Here is a 16,163-nt window from a genome sequence, read left to right on the forward strand (position 1 = left end):
GCGGTCATGATCGCGCCGCTGGAGTGGCGCGCCCCCGGCCATGACAACGACCACCCCACGTCACGTCGTGCTGCTGACGCTTTGCGTCATGCTGGCCACGATCATGCAGGCGCTGGATACGACCATCGCCAACGTGGCGTTGCCCTATATGCAGGGCTCGCTGTCGGCGACGACTGACCAGATCAACTGGGTGCTGACGTCCTACATCGTGGCTGCCGCCATCGCGACGCCGGTCACCGGCTTCCTCGAACAACGACTCGGCCGCAAGCGATTGTTCCAGATCGCGGTTGCAGGCTTCACTGGCGCATCCGTCCTGTGCGGCATTGCAACTTCGCTGCCCGAGATGGTGCTGTTCCGTCTCTTGCAGGGTCTGTTCGGCGCTTCACTGGTGCCGCTCTCGCAGGCTGTGCTGCTCGACTCCTATCCGAAGGAGAAGCATGGCTCGGCGATGGCCATGTGGGGCATCGGCGTGATGGTCGGTCCGATCCTGGGGCCGACACTCGGCGGCTGGCTGACCGAAGTCTACAATTGGCGCTGGGTCTTCTACATCAACGTGCCGATCGGTATCCTGACGTTCCTGGGCCTGTCCGCATACCTCTCCGAAACGGAGACCCGCAAAGGCGGCTTCGACTGGTTCGGCTTTGCCATGCTCAGCATCGCCATCGGCTCGTTCCAGACGATGCTCGACCGCGGTGAGCAGTTGGACTGGTTCTCCTCGACCGAGATCGTGATCGAAGCGGTGCTGGCGGCGCTCGCCTTCTACTTGTTCCTGGTCCAGACATTCACGGTGAAGCAGCCGTTCATCGATCCAGCGATCTTCAAGGATCGCAATCTCTCCGTCGGCCTCTGCTTCATCTTCGTGGTTGGTATCATCCTGCTGGCATCGCTGGCGTTGATCACGCCCTATCTGCAGAACCTGATGGGCTATCCGGTGATCACGGCAGGTATGGTCCTTGCGCCGCGCGGCATCGGCACGATGTTCGCCATGATGCTGGTCGGCCGGATCATCAACCGGGTCGATCCGAGAATACTGCTGGTCGTCGGCCTGCTGATCACGGCCGCAGTTCTGTGGGAGATGACCCGCTTCACGCCCAACATCTCGGAGTGGACCTTGATCCGCACCGGCGTGCTGCAGGGCATGGGGCTCGGATTCATGTTCGTGCCGCTCTCGACGATCACTTTTGCGACTTTGCCGCCGCATCTGCGCACGCAGGGCACGGCGCTCTACAGCCTGATGCGCAATATCGGCTCGAGCATTGGCATCTCGTTGGTGATCTTCCTGCTGACGCGTAATACGCAGCTCGTCCACGCCGAGCTGGTAGGGCATGTGACGCCGTTCAACGATGCACTCGGCCAGATCGGCCCATCGCATTTCTGGAACATGGCGACGACGGTCGGTAAGGCAGCACTTAATGCCGAAGTCACCAGGCAGGCGAGCGTCGTGGCCTATGCCAACGACTTCAAGCTGATGATGCTGGTGGCGCTGGTTGCCTTGCCGCTGGTGCTTCTGCTGAAGAAAGCCAAGGGGCCTAGTGACGGCCACGCGGCGGTGCTGGAGTAACGCACTCCAGCCAGCTCACTCGATCTTCACACCTGCATCCTGGACGATCTTGCGCCACTTGGTATTCTCGATGGCGATGTAGGCCTCGAACTCCTGGCGCGATTCCTTGGCGGGTACGAAGGAGAGGCTCTTCATCTTCTCGAGAACCGCAGGATCCTTGAGGATGCGCATCACCTCGGCGCTGATCTTGTCGAGGATCGGCTCGGGCGTGCGCGCCGGCGCGGAGAGGCCGATCCAGCCGACAGCGACCACACCGTAGATGCCTTGCTCGGCGACCGTAGGCAGGTCGGGAAGGAAGGGCGAGCGGCGTTCGTCGGCGATGCCGATGGCCTTCACCTTGCCCGCCCGGACCGGACCGACTGCACCCGGGATGGCATCGGACAGGAGCTGGATGTCGCCGCTCTGCAATGCGAGTTGCGCCTCGGCATTTCCCTTGAAGGGCACGTGCATGAGCTTGATACCGGCCGCGCTCTTCAGCATCTCTACGGCGAGGTGGCTGGCCGAGCCGTTCCCGGAGGAGCCGTAGTTGAGGTCGGCGCCGGCCTTTGCTTTGGCAACGAGATCGGCGACGGAGCCGATGCCGCTCTTCAGGCTGGTCATCAGCACCTGCGGCGTCAGCCCGATATTGGCGATCGGCGCGAAGTCCTTCTGCGGATCGTAGGGCAGCTTCGGATAGAGCGCCGGGCTGATGCCGTGGGTGGAGATCGTCACCATCAGCAAGGTGTAGCCGTCGGGCGTGGCCTTGGCCGCGACGTCAGCGCCGATCTGGCCGCCGGCGCCGGGACGGTTCTCGGCGATGACCTGCTGGCCCAGCGACTTGGTGAGCTGATCGGCCATCAGGCGCGCCAGGATGTCGGTCGCTTGCCCGGCGGGGAACGGCACGATGATGCGGATCGGCTTGGTGGGCCACGTTTGTGCTAGGGCCGCCGGGGCGACGGCAGCGGAGGTAGACGAAAGGAGGAAGAGCCGACGATTGAACATTCGGCGTTAGGCTGCCTTCTTCTTGTTCTGCTGGCTCGGATGGTCGCCGGCAATCTTCAGGAAGTTCTCGAGGATCTTGTGGCCGTGCTCCGAGGCAATGCTCTCGGGGTGGAACTGCACGCCATGGATCGGCAGGGTCTTGTGGCGCAGGCCCATGATGATCTCGCCGGTCTCGGCGGTGACTTCGAGGTCCTTGGGAAAATCCTTCCGGTCGACGATCAGCGAATGGTAACGCGTCGCCTGGAAAGGCGAGGGCACGTCCTCGAACACGCTCTGGTTCTTGTGCTGTACGCCCGACAGCTTGCCGTGCATCGGCGTCGGTGCACGCACGACCTTGCCGCCGAACACCTGGCCGATCGCCTGATGGCCGAGGCAGACACCGAACAGCGGCACCTGATCCTTGGCGGCGGCCTTGATGAGGTCCAAGCAGATGCCCGCTTCATTGGGCGTGCAGGGGCCCGGCGACAGCACGATGCCGGCCGGCTTCAGCGCCAGCGCCTCGTCGACCGTGATCTGGTCGTTCCGATGCACGACGCAGTGCGCGCCGAGATCGCCCAGGAAATGGACGAGGTTGTAGGTGAAGCTGTCGTAGTTATCGATCAGGAGAAGCATGGTGGGATATTAGCGGTTTTCCTCAGCCTTGCACCAGTTCCGGGAAATCCTCTTCCCTGAATTCGCCCGGCCCGCGCTGATTTTCTGAGGCCCGTTTCTCTTCGTCGCGGCGCAGCTCAACTCGCCGGATCTTGCCGGAGATGGTCTTGGGCAGGTCGGCGAACTCGATGCGGCGGATGCGCTTGAAAGGAGCCAGTCGGCCGCGCAAGTGGCGGAAGATCGAGAGCGCGGTCTCGCGGTCGGGTTTGCCGCTCGCCGTCAGCATCACATAAGCCTTCGGCACCGCGAGCCGTACGGGATCAGGCGCCGGCACGACGGCGGCCTCGGCCACGGCAGGATGCTCGATCAATACACTTTCAAGCTCGAACGGGCTGATGCGGTAATCCGAGGCTTTGAACACATCGTCGGCGCGGCCGACATAGGTGAGGTAACCGTCGGCATCGCGCGAGGCGACGTCGCCGGTGCGGTAGACCTCGCCGGCGATGGCCGCGATCGATCCGTCCTCTTGCTGGTAGCCGCGCATGAGAGCGGCCGGCCGCTGGTCGAGCGCGATGCAGATCTCGCCTTCCTCGGCGTCCCTATCGTCGGCATCGAGCAGGCGGATCTTGTAGCCGGGCAGGGGACGGCCCATCGAGCCGGGCTTCACCGGCTGGCCGGGCGGATTGCCGACCTGCGTCGTGGTCTCGGTCTGGCCGTAGAAATCGCGGATCGTGAGACCCCAAGCCTTCTCGACCTGCTCGATCACCTCCGGGTTCAGCGGCTCGCCGGCGGCCAGCACTTCGCGCAGCTTGGTCTTGCGGGCCTTCAGGTCTTCCTGGATCAGCATGCGCCAGACGGTGGGCGGCGCACAGAGCGTCGTGACCTCGTTGGCGACGACGGCATCCAGCAGATAGCGCGCGTTGAAGCGCGGCTGGTTGGTGATGAAGATCGTGGCGCCGGCGATCCACGGCGCGAAGAAGCAGCTCCAGGCATGCTTGGCCCAGCCCGGCGAGGAGATGTTGAGGTGGACGTCGCCCGGCTGCAGGCCGAGCACATAGATCGTCGTGAGATGGCCCACGGGATAGCTGCGGTGGGAATGCAGCACCAGCTTGGGTTTCGCCGTGGTTCCCGACGTGAAGTAGAGCAGCATCGGATCGTCGGCCTGCGTAACGCCGTCAGGCGTGAAAGCGGCGGGCGAGTCGAGCAACTTGGAATAGGCGTGCCAGCCCTCAGGCGCGTCGCCGACGGCAATGCGTGTCAGGCTGGGATCGAAACCTTCAAACTTGGCCGCTTCGCCAGCGGCCGCCACGATGTGGCGGGCACGGCCGCGCTCGAAGCGGTCGGCGAGATCGATTGGGGTGAGGAGGGTCGTCGCCGGAATGACGACGGCGCCGAGTTTCATGGCCGCCAGCATCATCTCCCAGAGCGGCGCCACATTACCGAGCATCAACAGGATACGGTCGCCACGCTTCACGCCCAGCGCCCGCAAGCCGTTGGCCACGCGGTTCGAACGTTCCGACAGCTCGGCGAAGGTAAGGCTGGCCGCGCCATCGCCGACGATCTTGAGGGCGACACGATTGGCAGCCTCGCCACGCGCCAACTCGGCGTCGAACCAGTCGAGCGCCCAGTTGAACTGGTCGAGCTCAGGCCAGCGGAAATCGCGGTAGGCCGCGTCGTAGTCGCCACGCTTGGCCAACAAGAACTCTCGCGCCGCCTTGTACGCCTCTACACCCATTGCCTTGCCTCGTTCGTTTCCACCTTGCTTGCACTGATCCTGAGCCGAATGAGGGGCTGCATCAAGAAAAGCGCACTACTCCCGTTCCACCGTCGAGCGTAGGGTGCGGCCAACGAGAAAAGAACCGCCTTGGTCGTCGAACCCCTCATTGTCGCGCTGCTGCTTGCTGCAGCACTGATGCACGCTACCTGGAACGCCATCTTGAAGTCCGACCAGTCGGACCGGCTGGCGACGTTCGGCATCATCATGACGACCGGTACCGTGATGGGCCTCTGCGTCGTCCCCTTCGTGCCCATGATCGAACCGGCCGCGTGGAAGTACCTTTTGACGTCAGTGACGATCCACATCGCCTACTACTTCTTCCTGCTCAAAGCCTATTCCTACGGCGATCTCAGCCACACCTATCCCATCGCGCGCGGCCTGGGGCCGCTTCTGGTCGCGCTAGTGTCGGGCCGCATGATCGGCGAGCATCTACGCCCCCAGGATATCGCGGGCGTCCTGCTGCTGAGCTTCGGCCTGATAGCCCTCGCGATGCCCTTGAAGAACGTCGTGCCACGGCCGGGGAGCCGACATGGGCTCGCCACCCTGTTCGCCATGCTGACGGGCGTGACCATCGCGGCCTACATCATTGCCGATGGCCTGGGTGTGCGGGCCGCCGGACCGACTTTCGAGCACAGGATTTCCTATATCGCCTGGCTCGCCGTGATCGAAGGGCCATGGCTGCTGGTTCTTGCGGCGGTGCTGCGGCCGGGGACGGTATGGACGCACGTCAAACGCACCTGGTATCGCGGCATGATCGGCGGCGTGGTCGCCAATGTCGGTTATGGCATTGCGATCTATGCGCTCGTACTGGGCCCCATGGCGCATATCGCGGCCTTGCGCGAGACTTCCGTCCTCTTCGGGGCACTGATCGGCACGTTGCTGCTGGGCGAGCCGTTCGGACGGCGGCGTGTTGCCGCCGCGGCAGTGATCGTGATTGGCCTGGTGTTGATGAACGGCCCGCAGCTCATTTGAGGGGACGAAGCTCGACCTCGAGGTGAGACAATCGTTCCAGCAGCTTGTGGCGCGCATAGATCGGCCACCAGCCGTAGAGGAAAATATCGAGCGGGCCCCACATCGCGACCCAGCCGACGATCAACAGACCTTCGGAGAAGATGTGGGCGATGGGCGAAGGCGAACCCGCAAGGAAGTGGCGCGCCACGAGGCAGACCACAAGGAAGATGACTCCAACTGCGAGGCTTGTACGAGCGCGCCACCACATGGTGCGAAGTTGCCGCCATTCGCTGCGGCGGCGCAGTTCGAAGTGATGCCTGATCGATGTCGCCACATGTGCCGCTTCGGACCGTACGAGCTCGTCTTCGGGAAGAAAAATGATCAACCGCATCGGCCGGCTGCCGAGATCTTCGGCTGATCCGACAATGTAGTCGTCGGCCGCGGCGTCGAGCTCCTTCTCCTGAAAGGGCGAGGGATCGAGCGAATTATAGAGACGCGAAATCCGGTCGAGACGCAATTCCACTGCAGCGGCGTCGACCTTGTGTGCAATATGATTCGCTGTCATGGCTCAGACACGATTGTCGGCGAGAGGACGAAGGCATGTCCACCCGTAACCTCGACAAGCTGATGTCCCCGCGCTCCGTCGTGGCTATCGGCGCCAGTTCACGGCCGCACTCGGTCGGCGAAGCCGTCACACGCAACTTGCTGGCAGGTGGCTTCCAGGGCGACATCTACTTGGTGAACACCAAGGGCGGCACGATCGAAGGCCGTACCGTGTTCCGCAAGGTCTCCGAGCTGCCAGCGGCGCCGGATCTTGCCGTGATCACGACTCCGGCGGAGACCATTCCCGGCCTGATCGTGGCGTTGGGCGAGCTCGGCACCCGTGCTGCCGTCTTAATCAGCGCCGGGCCTGGCGCTGGCTCGGATGCACGCGCTGTCAATGCGCGTTGGCGCAAGCGCCTGCTGCGGGCAGCCAAACCCTATCTGATGCGCATCGTCGGGCCCAACTGCATCGGCTTTGCCGCGCCGCGCATCGGATTGAATGCGAGCTTCGGGCCTTCGGGATTGAAAGCGGGCCGCATCGCCGCGGTCGCCCAGTCGGGCGCAGTGCTGGCCGGTCTCGCCGACTGGGGCGTAGCGCAGGGCATCGGCTTCTCGCACCTGATCTCCATGGGCGACATGGCCGACGTCGATTTCGGCGATACGCTCGACATGCTGGCGCGTGAGTACGACACGCGGGCGGTGCTGATGTATGTCGAGGGTATCACCCAGGCCCGCAAGTTCATGTCCGCAGCCCGCAGCGTTGCGCGCGTGAAGCCGGTGATTGTTCTGAAGGGTGGTCGCCACGCCTCTGCCGCTGCCGCCACGGCGTCGCACACCGGGTCGATGGCAGGTTCTGCGGCGGTCTATGACGCAGCTTTCGCCCGTGCCGGTCTCGTGAACGTATTGGGGCTTGGCGAGCTGTTCGATGCGGCCGAGACGCTGGGACATGGCCTCGCACCGCGCAACAGCCGGTTGGCGATCCTGACCAACGGCGGTGGAGCGGGCATCGTGGCCACTGATCTGCTGGCGGACGAGGGCGGAGAGATGGCCTCCATTCTGCCGCGCACGATCGCACAGCTCGATAAGAAGATGCCGCGCAGCTGGTCGCGGGCCAACCCCGTCGACATCGTGGGCGATGCCAATGGCGCGCGCTATGCCGCCGCCCTCGATGCGTTGGCCGACGATCGCGGCGTCGGCGCGGTGCTGGCGATGAACGTGCCGACGGCGCTCACTTCCTCGGTCGAGGCGGCCCGCGCGCTTGCCAGCGCCGAGGGAACCAAGGTCGTGCCAGTGATTGGCTGCTGGATCGGTGGGCCGGAGGCGCAGGCCGGCCGCCGCGTCCTGCACGAGGCTGGTATCCCGGCCTACGACACGCCGCTGCGCGCAGTGCGTGGCTTCATGCACATCATCGAGTACCGCCGCGGCCAGCGCGCCCTGCAGCGCACGCCGCCGTCAGTCTCCGAAGCGCGCGCCGACCCGCACCTCGTGCGTTCGATTGTGGCCGGTGCACTGGCCGAGAAGCGCGAAATCCTGACCGAACCCGAGGCCAAGCGCGTGCTCGCAGCTTATGGCATTCCCGTTGTGCCGACCGAGATCGTGCTCGATGCCGCCGAGGCTGCTGCTGCCGCGGTCCGTATCGGCTTTCCGGTGGCGGTAAAGATCTTGTCGCGCGATATCACGCACAAGAGTGACGTCGGCGGCGTGGCGCTTGACCTTGTCTCTGAACAGGCGGTCCTCGACGCTGTCCGCGAAATGATCGGCAAGGTGCTGGTCAAGGCCAACAAGGCGCGCATCGACGGCTTCGTCGTGCAGCCGATGATCAAGCGGCCACATGCAGTGGAACTGATCCTGGGGGCGGCCGAAGATCCGGTGTTCGGGCCGATCCTGCTGGTTGGGCATGGTGGCGTCGCCGCCGAGGTGATCGACGACAAGGCGCTGGCCTTGCCACCACTCGATCCCGTCCTGGCCGAGGATGCGCTGAGCCGGACCCGCGTCGACCGCCTGCTGCGCGGCTATCGCGATCGCGCGCCGGCCGACCGTGGCGCCGTCGGTGAGGCGATGGTCCGGCTATCGCAGCTCATCGCCGACGTGGACGAGATCGCCGAGCTCGACATCAATCCACTGCTGGCCGATGCCGATGGCGTGTTGGCGCTCGATGCGCGCATCGTCGTGCGCAAACCGCAGGCCGGGCACGAGCGGGCGGCGCGCTTTGCCATCCGGCCCTATCCGGTCGAACTTGAGACCGAGATCGAGCACCGCGGCGAGACGCTGCGCATCCGGCCAATCCGACCCGACGACGAACCGTTGATACAGGCCTTCACCAAACGGCTGACACCGGAGGATGTGCGACTGCGCTTCTTCGGGCCGATACGTGAGCTGTCACACGAAATGGCGGCACGGCTGACGCAGATCGACTATGACCGCGCCATGGCGTTCCTGTTGCTCGATGGCAAGGAATTGCTAGGCGTCGGCAGGCTCGCCGCCGATCCGGGCTTCGAGCAGGCAGAATTCGCTTTGATCGTGGCCTCGGATCGCCAGGGTCACGGCTATGGCGCGCTGCTGCTCAATCACGTGCTGCGCTATGGCAAGTCGCGCGGCGTGAAGCGCGTGATCGGCCACGTGCTGCGCGAAAACAGCAAGATGCTGGAGCTCGCCAAACATCTTGGCTTTCGGCGTGAGAGTGGCCGCGCCGGCGAGCCGGACATCCGTGTGGTGAAGTCGCTGGCCAGTTTGTAATTTTTGTTTTGCTGCCCACCCTGCGCCAAGGCAAAAGAATAGCGACCCGCCAAGAGCTTAGGGCGAATCTCTGATATGGCGTCTAGGAAGAACAGAAGCGGGAAGGCGAACAGAAGGAGTCCGAAACCGCCACCGGGACTGGGTGAGCGCCTGCGCGCGCGGTTTGGGGCACTTCTGTCATGGATCGAGGCGCATCGCTGGCACTCGATCATCGTGGCCGTTGTGCTGATGTTCGTCGGCAGTCTGTTCGGTGGCTATTGGCTCGCTCAACGCTTCGATCTGACGGATCGCGATCGGCTGGCGCGCGATACGCTCGAAGACATGAAGCGTGGTGGCTCCTCGGCGACGCGCGAGTCTGAGCCCAAGTATGCGCGCCTCGAAGATCTGCCGGACTTTCCCAAATACTCCGAGGCCGAACCGGGCAAGCCACGGGCAACGCTCGGTGAGAAGCCGAGGCCCGCGCCGGCCAAGCCACAGCAGGTCGCGGCAGCGGCGTCGGCCGAGCAGACATGGCGGCGCAACGCATTGCCGTTTCGTGACCTCAACAGCCGTCCGCTGATCGCGATCGTAATCGACGATGTCGGGCTCGACCGGCCGCGCTCCCGGCGCGCCTGGGAATTGCCGGGCCCCATGACCATGTCGTTCCTGCCGTACGCCAAGGATTTGCGTGAACAGGCAAAGGCGGCACGGGCGAAGGGGCATGAGCTGATGCTCCATCTGCCGATGGAGCCCAACGGACGCAACGATCCGGGGCCGAATGCGCTTCTGGTCTCGCTGAGCGATGCCGAACTACGTCAGCGCACCAACACTGCGCTCGACAGTTTCGACGGCTTCGTCGGCGTCAACAACCACATGGGCAGCCGCTTCACGGCGTTCCGGCCGGGCATGGAAACGGTCATGCGCCAGTTCAAGACGCGCGGCGTGATGTTCCTCGACTCGCGCACGACGGCCCAATCGGTGGGCGACCAGACGGCGCACGAGCAGGGCGTGCCATCGATCGTGCGCCACGTCTTTCTCGACGACGAAGAGACGTTGGACGCCGTACGGCGCAAGCTCGCGGAGACCGAAGCGGTGGCGCGGCGGCAGGGCTTCGCGGTGGCAATTGGCCACCCGCACGACGTCACTCTGCAAGCGCTGGCGGAATGGCTGCCGACCGTCCAGAGCAAGGGTCTCGCGCTCGCACCGTCATCGGCTGTGTTGCGCAAGCGGAACGGTTGGGATTGAGTCACTCCAACGAACTTGGAGGAATCAGTGCGTTACAAGAAGCAGGCGATGATCGTGGCTCCGCAACCGGAACCGACGGAGGCGGGCGCCGACGTGCTGCGCGAAGGCGGCAATGCCGTCGATGCGGGCATTGCCTGCGCGTTAGTCCAGGGCGTGGTCGACCCATTAATGTGCGGTATCGCCGGCTTCGGCAGCTGCGGTATCTACATGCCGGGCAAGAAGTTCCACGGCTACATCGATGCCCACGCGCCGGCGCCGCTCGGCGCTCGGCCCGACATGTGGGCCAACCTGATCGAGAGCGAGACGCGCGACGGCTACGGCTTCATCCTGAAAGGTCGCGTGAACGACATCGGCTACAAGTCGATCTGTGCGCCGGCCAATCTCAAGATGTACTACGAAGCGCACAAGGAGCACGGCAAGTTGCCCTGGTCGCGCATCGTCGAGCCGGCGATCGCCTGGGCTGAAAGTGGCTGGACGGTGCGGCCACACGTTCACTACTGGTGGTCCGATGATGGCGCCTTCGGCCGGGCGCCCAATCACGAGCGCACCAACTTCACCAGGCCGGCGCGGGATCTCTACTGCCGTGCCGATGGGACTCCCAAGCGGGTAGGCGACCGGGTGGTCAATCGCGACTACGGCCAGACCCTGCGCGCCATCGCCAAGGGCGGCGCCGACGTCTTCTACACGGGCGAGATCGCGGCCGCGATCGCCGAGGATATGAAGAAGAACGAGGCGCTGCTGACCGCCGAAGACCTCAAGGCCTGGACGCCAATCCGTAACCAGCCGCTGTGGGGTGAGTATCGCGGCTACAAGGTTTCGACCAACCAGCCCCCGGGCGGCGGCGTGATGCTGCTCGAGATGCTGAACATCCTCGAGAACTTCGATCTCGGATCGATGGAGCACGGCTCGGCGCAGTATCTGCGTGTGGTCAGCGAGGCGATGAAGCGCGCCACCATCGACAAGGACGCCTATGTCGGTGATCCCAAGTTCGTGAAAGTGCCGGTCGAGCATCTGACTTCTAAGACCTATGCCAAGGGCATGGCCGAGGAGATCCAGGCCGGTGTGATGGCCAAGGTGCAGCGCTTCAATTCGGGCGCTGTTTCCAAGGATACGACGCACATCTCCGTCCTCGACAAGGATGGGAATTGCTTCTCGATGACCCATTCGCTTGGCATGCCGTCGGGCGTCGTCACGCCGGGGCTGGGCTTCATGTACAATGGCTGCATGGGCGTGTTCGATCCGCGGCCGGGCCGGGCCGGATCGATCGCGCCAGGCAAGGCGCGCTTCAGCTCGGTCGTGCCCTCGATCATCTTCAAGGACGGCAAGCCGCACCTGATCATCGGTGCACCAGGTGCCACGCAGATCGCGATGGGCGTGCTGCATGTCGTCCTGAACGCGCTCGATTTCGACATGACGATGGTTGAGGCCGTGAGTGCGCCGCGCTTCTCAGCGACCTCGGACACGATCGATATCTCCAACCGCATCCAGGGCAGGGTGGAGCGCGAACTGCAGGGCATGGGCTATCCGGTGGTCCGTAGCCCCTATGGCTTCGGCTTCGCCGCCGTTCACGCCATTCGCATTCACGAGGACGGGCTGGATGGCGGGGCCGACCCCGGTCACGACGGCGTGGTCATCGCTGTTTAGTCATCGTCAGAATATAAAATAGATAATGTCTAGATAAGAAAGGGGAGGAGTATATGAGTACGATAGGACGGCGGCAGCTGCTGGCCGCCAGCGCGGCCGTGGCTGCAACGGGAGCAACGCCTGCCGCAGCGCAGGCCAACTATCCCGACAAGCCGATCCGTATGGTCATCGCCTTTGCGGCGGGTGGTCCTACCGATGTCGTCGGCCGGCTCCTGGCACCGCGACTGTCGGAGATCCTGGGGCAGCAGGTTGTCGTCGAGAACAAGCCGGGCGCCACGGGCAACATCGGCACGGCGATGGTCGCCGATGCCAAGCCGGACGGCTACACGATCCTGTTCAGCGCCTCGACTATGGCCATGGCACCGGCGCTCTATGGCAAGCAGCTCGGCTACGACCCGGTGAACGGGCTCGCGGCCATCGCCTATGTGGCGAGCGTGCCGCTGATCCTGCTGACGCCGGTCGATGGCGCGAAGAGCACGCCCGAGCTGGTGAGCATGCTGCGGAAGGATCCGGGCAAGTACTCCTACGCCTCGTCTGGCAACGGCGGGATGATCCACCTCGCGAGCTATCTGTTCGCCAAGCGCGCCGGTGGCGATGCGCTGCATGTGCCTTACCGGGGCTCGGCGCCCGGTATGGTCGACATGATCGCGGGCCGCCACGGCTTCCAGATCGACACACTGCAATCGAGCAAAGGTTTCATCGATGGCGGCAAGGTGCGCGTGATCGGCGTGGCGGCCGACAAGCGCCTGCCGCAGCTTCCCGACGTGCCGACGATCAAGGAAGCAACGGGCTTCGATTACTCGATCAACACCTGGTACGCGGCTTACGCGCCGGCCAAGACGCCGCGACCGATCATCGACAAGCTCAACGCCGCCTTCAACCAGGCGCTGAAGCAGCCCGACATGATGAAGAAGGCCGACGAGCTGGCGATCGAAGTGATTATCTCGACGCCGGAACAGGCTAAGCAGTTCTACGACAGCCAGATGGCCTTCTGGGACCCGATCATCAAGGAATCGGGTGCGAAGCCGGAGTAGCATGGCGACCTTCACCATCACCGATCTCAGCGAGCGGCCGCAGCATACCGATGCCGTCGCGATGCGAATCTGGAAGGCGTTCTGGGAGCCTTACGGCGCGCCGTATGATCAAGTTCGCAACGGGCTCGAGCCGTTCCTGAAAGCGGAGAAACCGATTCCTTTCGCGATGGTCGCCGAGATCGATGGCCAGGTGTGTGGCAACGCGCTGGTCATCGAGAACGACGAGGAAACGCGGCCGGCGCTCACGCCGTGGATCGCAGCGGTCTGGGTGGATGAAGCGGCCCGCGGACAAGGCATTGCCGCGGCTTTGCTGGAAGAGGGGATGCGGCGGTGCGCTCTGCTGGGCGTTCCTCGGGTTTACCTCGTGGCGCGGCCGGGGATGCGCGGCTTCTATGTCGAACGTGGTTGGATGCCGCTGGAAGAGGGCGTGGGCAAGCATGGCCTCACGCTCTATGCGCGGGACACCAAGGCGGGTTGAGCTACATCATCCCCGGCGCGCCGAGATCGGTGCCGTCGATCATGCGGCTGTAGCGAAAGGGATGGGGATCGACGATCGGCGGATCGCCGGCGACGATGTCGGCCGCCAGGCGGCCGGCGCCGGGGCCGATGCCGAAACCATGGCCCGTGTAGCCGGTCGAGAGGTAGAGGCCGGGCATCGGGTCGACCGCCGAGATCACCGGGATGCCGTCGGGCGTTGAATCGATCAGGCCGCCCCAGGATCGCGCAACCTGCAGGCCCTTTAGAGCAGGATAGTGCTCGGCAAGCTTCGTCAGCCCCTGGTTCACGAGCTTGGGATCAGCCGCGGGGTCGAGCGTGCGCTGACGCTCGAACGGCGAGACCTTGTCGAAGGACCAGCGGGCGAAGGCCTCCGGTCCCTCGAGGAACGAGCGGCCAATGCTGAAGGTCAATCCCTTGTGGCGCTTCTTGAGCGTGGGCAGGAACTGCCATGCGTAAAGGAGCGCTTGTGGAGATAGGTCGACCGTGCCGCGGCCGCCGAGACCCACGGTATAGCCGCCGTCCAGCCGCCGGCGGATCGTGACGTCAGGCATGGAGAGGCCGCCGTCGGTAACCTCGGGCGCTACCGTCGTCGCGAAGGAGGTGGAGCGGACTCCGGCTTGCGGCAGACGGAGACCATGACGTCGCAGGAACAACGAACTCCACGCGCCTCCAGCGCAGAGCACAGCGGTCGTGCGAATGATGCCGCGCTCGGTAATGACGCCCGCAACCTTCCCGGCGGCGATGTCGAGGCCCCGGACAGCGCAATTCTGATGAATGGTGACGCCGAGCTTGCGCGCGGCTTCGGCGAGGGCGGGGCTAGCAAGCGACGGCTCGGCGCGGCCGTCGCCTGGAGAGTGCACGCCTCCGATCCAGTCGCCCGTGCTGCCAGGCGTCATCGCCTTGGCTTCGGCTGGGCTCAGCACGCGGCTGTGCATCTGGTATTCGCGTGCCCGCAGAGTCCACTCCTCCCATTGTGCGAAATCGGCAGAGCGGTTGGTGACATAGAGCAGTCCCGTGTGGCGAAAGCCGGTCTCCGCACCCAGCTCGCGGTTCAATTCCTTCCAGATCTCCAGGCTCTTCATCGCCAACGGCAGTTCGCGCAGGTCGCGATGCTGCTGGCGGCACCAACCCCAGTTCCGGCTGCTCTGCTCGCCACCGACATTGCCCTTTTCGAGCAGTGCGACCGAGTGGCCCTTCTTTGCGAGCCAGTAAGCGGCGGCACAGCCGGCGATACCGGCACCGATCACGACGACATCGACCGACGCCGGGAGCTTTTCATCGCTGACGACGGGCTGGACAGGGGGAGACATGCACATTTCCTGAAAGCGAAACGCGGGAGGCGCACTGTAGCCTACGCTTTACGGGCTGGAACCCGGCGCGGTACCCTCCGGCCCCTAAAAGGAGCCCCCAATGGACCTGACATTCGGCAAGGAAGAACTGGCCTTCCAACAGGAAGTGCGCGACTGGCTGAAGGAGAACCTGACGCCCGAGATCATGGGCGAGATCAAGGTTGGCCGTAACGCCTACATGCCGAAGGAACGGCTGATCGACTGGCAGAAGCGCTTGGCCAAGAAGGGCTGGCTCTGCACCGGCTGGCCGAAGGAGTTCGGCGGTCCGGGCTTCACGACGACGCAGAAGTACATCTTTGAAATGGAGATGGCGAAGGCCGGCGCACCCGGCACCTCGCCGTTCGGTCCCAAGATGTGCGCACCAGTGATCATGAAGTACGGCTCGGCCGAGCAGAAGGCGCGCCACCTGCCGCCGATGCTGAACTCCGACCTGATCTGGTGCCAGGGTTACTCCGAACCGGGGTCGGGCTCCGATCTCGCCAGCCTGCGCACCAAGGCCGTGCGCGAGGGCGATTTCTATATCGTGAACGGCCAGAAGACCTGGACGACGCTGGCCCAGACTGCCGACTGGATCTTCTGCCTGGTGCGCACCTCCGGCGAGGGCAAGCCGCAGGAGGGTATCTCGTTCCTGCTGATCGACATGAAGACGCCGGGCATCTCCGTCGAGCCGATCATCACGGCCGACGGCAACCGGGCCGGCACGCAGGAGGTGAATTCGGTGTTCTTCACCGACGTGAAGGTGCCGGTCGAGAATCGCGTCGGCGAGGAGAACAAGGGTTGGACCTACGCCAAATATCTCCTCGAGTTTGAGCGCGGCGGCAATCCGTACAGCCCGCGCCTGCGGTCTGGCTTCGAGCGGTTGAAGCGGTTGGCGCAGTCGATACCGGAAGGCGAGGACTCGATCCTGAGCGACTCGGCGTGGCGCGAGAAACTCGCCCGCATGGACATCGAGATTTCCGGCCTCGAGATGTTCGAGCAGGAGTTCTATTCCAAGCTCGCCTCGGGCCAGAACCCTGGTCCGCTCTCTTCGATGATCAAGCTGCGCGGCACGGAAGTGATGCAGCAGGTCCAGGAGTATGCGGTCGAGGCCGCAGGCTACTACAGCCAGCCATTCCCCGAGCAGCGCGCGTGGAACGCCAATGTCGAGCCGATCGGACCCGAAGGTGTCGATGTGTTGGCGCCGCGCTACTTCAACGGCCGCAAGATGACGATCTACGGCGGCTCGTCGGAAGTGCAGCGCGGGATCATGTCGAAAGTGATGTTGGGGCTTTAGT

General features: G+C 64.3%; 13 protein-coding genes. 8 read left to right on the forward strand and 5 right to left on the reverse strand.

Annotation, left to right across the window (positions count from 1 at the left end):
• Positions 1–40 precede the first annotated feature (40 nt).
• Positions 41–1,561, forward strand: a complete 1,521-nt coding sequence (locus tag EPO50_RS04475) for a DHA2 family efflux MFS transporter permease subunit (protein WP_296341447.1) — start codon at positions 41–43, stop codon at positions 1,559–1,561.
• A 15-nt stretch (positions 1,562–1,576) separates the two neighbouring features.
• On the opposite strand, the gene EPO50_RS04480 is transcribed toward EPO50_RS04475, so the two are convergent.
• From EPO50_RS04480 to EPO50_RS04490, 3 genes are read right to left on the reverse strand one after another with little or no spacing between them, the layout of a single operon-like run.
• Positions 1,577–2,542 carry a tripartite tricarboxylate transporter substrate binding protein gene (locus EPO50_RS04480; RefSeq protein ID WP_296341448.1) on the reverse strand — a complete coding sequence of 322 codons (966 nt, stop codon included), beginning with the start codon at positions 2,540–2,542 and terminating at the stop codon, positions 1,577–1,579.
• Between the two features lie 6 nt (positions 2,543–2,548).
• Positions 2,549–3,154, reverse strand: coding sequence for an aminodeoxychorismate/anthranilate synthase component II (locus EPO50_RS04485; protein ID WP_296341449.1), 606 nt, complete (start codon positions 3,152–3,154; stop codon positions 2,549–2,551).
• Positions 3,155–3,176: 22 nt separating this feature from the next.
• Positions 3,177–4,868: an AMP-binding protein gene (locus EPO50_RS04490; protein ID WP_296341450.1), complete on the reverse strand. Its 1,692-nt coding sequence runs from the start codon at positions 4,866–4,868 to the stop codon at positions 3,177–3,179.
• Positions 4,869–4,997: 129 nt separating this feature from the next.
• Here EPO50_RS04490 and EPO50_RS04495 point away from each other — a divergent pair, with 129 nt between their 5' ends.
• Entirely contained in the window at positions 4,998–5,882 is an 885-nt protein-coding gene (locus tag EPO50_RS04495; protein ID WP_296341451.1) for an EamA family transporter, read from the forward strand.
• On the opposite strand, the gene EPO50_RS04500 is transcribed toward EPO50_RS04495, so the two are convergent.
• Positions 5,875–6,426, reverse strand: coding sequence for a hypothetical protein (locus EPO50_RS04500; protein ID WP_296341452.1), 552 nt, complete (start codon positions 6,424–6,426; stop codon positions 5,875–5,877). The two genes, EPO50_RS04495 and EPO50_RS04500, sit on opposite strands and share 8 nt — an antisense overlap.
• A 35-nt stretch (positions 6,427–6,461) precedes the next feature.
• On the opposite strand from EPO50_RS04500, the gene EPO50_RS04505 reads away from it, so the two are divergent.
• From EPO50_RS04505 to EPO50_RS04525, 5 genes are all read left to right on the forward strand, one after another.
• Positions 6,462–9,140, forward strand: a complete 2,679-nt coding sequence (locus tag EPO50_RS04505) for a bifunctional acetate--CoA ligase family protein/GNAT family N-acetyltransferase (RefSeq protein ID WP_296341453.1) — start codon at positions 6,462–6,464, stop codon at positions 9,138–9,140.
• A 75-nt stretch (positions 9,141–9,215) separates the two neighbouring features.
• Positions 9,216–10,364 carry a divergent polysaccharide deacetylase family protein gene (locus tag EPO50_RS04510; protein ID WP_296341454.1) on the forward strand — a complete coding sequence of 383 codons (1,149 nt, stop codon included), beginning with the start codon at positions 9,216–9,218 and terminating at the stop codon, positions 10,362–10,364.
• Positions 10,365–10,412: 48 nt separating this feature from the next.
• Positions 10,413–12,008 (forward strand): gamma-glutamyltransferase, encoded by a 1,596-nt coding sequence (gene ggt / locus EPO50_RS04515; protein WP_296342331.1) that lies wholly within the window; start codon positions 10,413–10,415, stop codon positions 12,006–12,008.
• 53 nt (positions 12,009–12,061) lie between these two features.
• The gene (locus EPO50_RS04520) at positions 12,062–13,042 is read left to right on the forward strand and encodes a tripartite tricarboxylate transporter substrate binding protein (RefSeq protein WP_296341455.1); all 981 of its coding nucleotides are present in this window, start codon (positions 12,062–12,064) and stop codon (positions 13,040–13,042) included.
• 1 nt (position 13,043) lies between these two features.
• Positions 13,044–13,520: a GNAT family N-acetyltransferase gene (locus EPO50_RS04525; RefSeq protein WP_296341456.1), complete on the forward strand. Its 477-nt coding sequence runs from the start codon at positions 13,044–13,046 to the stop codon at positions 13,518–13,520.
• A 1-nt stretch (position 13,521) separates the two neighbouring features.
• Here the strand turns inward: EPO50_RS04525 and EPO50_RS04530 are convergent, their stop codons facing one another.
• Positions 13,522–14,850, reverse strand: a complete 1,329-nt coding sequence (locus tag EPO50_RS04530; protein ID WP_296341457.1) for an FAD-binding oxidoreductase — start codon at positions 14,848–14,850, stop codon at positions 13,522–13,524.
• A gap of 100 nt (positions 14,851–14,950) precedes the next feature.
• On the opposite strand from EPO50_RS04530, the gene EPO50_RS04535 reads away from it, so the two are divergent.
• Entirely contained in the window at positions 14,951–16,162 is a 1,212-nt protein-coding gene (locus EPO50_RS04535; RefSeq protein ID WP_296341458.1) for an acyl-CoA dehydrogenase family protein, read from the forward strand.
• The last annotated feature ends 1 nt before the right edge of the window (position 16,163 follow it).

Origin of the sequence: Reyranella sp., assembly GCF_004297405.1 — a bacterium.
Taxonomy (GTDB): domain Bacteria; phylum Pseudomonadota; class Alphaproteobacteria; order Reyranellales; family Reyranellaceae; genus Reyranella.

Bases quoted from the DNA above. Each gene is read 5' to 3' on its own strand.
- EPO50_RS04475 (WP_296341447.1), top strand. From the start codon at position 41: ATGACAACGACCACCCCACGTCACGTCGTGCTGCTGACGCTTTGCGTC.
- EPO50_RS04480 (WP_296341448.1), bottom strand. From the start codon at position 2,542: ATGTTCAATCGTCGGCTCTTCCTCCTTTCGTCTACCTCCGCTGCCGTC.
- EPO50_RS04485 (WP_296341449.1), bottom strand. From the start codon at position 3,154: ATGCTTCTCCTGATCGATAACTACGACAGCTTCACCTACAACCTCGTC.
- EPO50_RS04490 (WP_296341450.1), bottom strand. From the start codon at position 4,868: ATGGGTGTAGAGGCGTACAAGGCGGCGCGAGAGTTCTTGTTGGCCAAG.
- EPO50_RS04500 (WP_296341452.1), bottom strand. From the start codon at position 6,426: ATGACAGCGAATCATATTGCACACAAGGTCGACGCCGCTGCAGTGGAA.
- EPO50_RS04505 (WP_296341453.1), top strand. From the start codon at position 6,462: ATGTCCACCCGTAACCTCGACAAGCTGATGTCCCCGCGCTCCGTCGTG.
- EPO50_RS04510 (WP_296341454.1), top strand. From the start codon at position 9,216: ATGGCGTCTAGGAAGAACAGAAGCGGGAAGGCGAACAGAAGGAGTCCG.
- ggt (WP_296342331.1), top strand. From the start codon at position 10,413: ATGATCGTGGCTCCGCAACCGGAACCGACGGAGGCGGGCGCCGACGTG.
- EPO50_RS04520 (WP_296341455.1), top strand. From the start codon at position 12,062: ATGAGTACGATAGGACGGCGGCAGCTGCTGGCCGCCAGCGCGGCCGTG.
- EPO50_RS04525 (WP_296341456.1), top strand. From the start codon at position 13,044: ATGGCGACCTTCACCATCACCGATCTCAGCGAGCGGCCGCAGCATACC.
- EPO50_RS04530 (WP_296341457.1), bottom strand. From the start codon at position 14,850: ATGTCTCCCCCTGTCCAGCCCGTCGTCAGCGATGAAAAGCTCCCGGCG.
- EPO50_RS04535 (WP_296341458.1), top strand. From the start codon at position 14,951: ATGGACCTGACATTCGGCAAGGAAGAACTGGCCTTCCAACAGGAAGTG.